This window comes from Streptomyces pseudogriseolus (genome assembly GCA_002154585.1).
Lineage (GTDB): Bacteria > Actinomycetota > Actinomycetes > Streptomycetales > Streptomycetaceae > Streptomyces > Streptomyces pseudogriseolus.
On sequence record MUNG01000688.1, the window covers coordinates 1 to 491 of the forward strand.

Consider the following 491-nt stretch of genomic DNA (forward strand, 5'->3'; position numbering starts at 1 on the left):
GCGGCGTACGGGAGTCGATGTTCTCGTACAGGTTGTGATGGAACGTCACGTACCCGTTGGAGCGGTCGCTCTCGCTGGAGCCGATGAGGCCGCCGCGCCCGGAGTTGCGCAGGACGCTGTACGACAGCGTCACGTACTGGGTGTCGTCCTTCATGTCGAACAGGCCGTCGTAGCCCTCGGACTCCCCGCCGGACGCCTCTAGGGTGACGTGGTCCACCCAGACGTTCCTGACACCGCTTTCCATGCCGATGGCGTCGCCGCCGTTCGACGTGGGCGAGCCGGACTTCTTGACGTTCCGGACGGTCACGTTCTGGATGATGATGTTGCTGGACTCCCGGATGTGGATGCCCAGTTGATCGAAGACCGCGCCGTTGCCGACGCCGACGATGGTGACGTTGCTGATCTGCTTCAGCTCGATCACGCCGGCCGCGGTGTTGCAGCTGCTGCCGGACACCTTGGCGGTGTTGCCGTGGTTGATGGTTCCCTCGACC

1 protein-coding gene is annotated in these 491 nt (G+C 64.2%); it reads right to left on the bottom strand.

From position 1 onward, the window contains the following. The coding region (locus CCN29_RS34110; protein WP_442538687.1) for a pectate lyase family protein at positions 1–491 on the bottom strand (491 nt) is incomplete at both ends.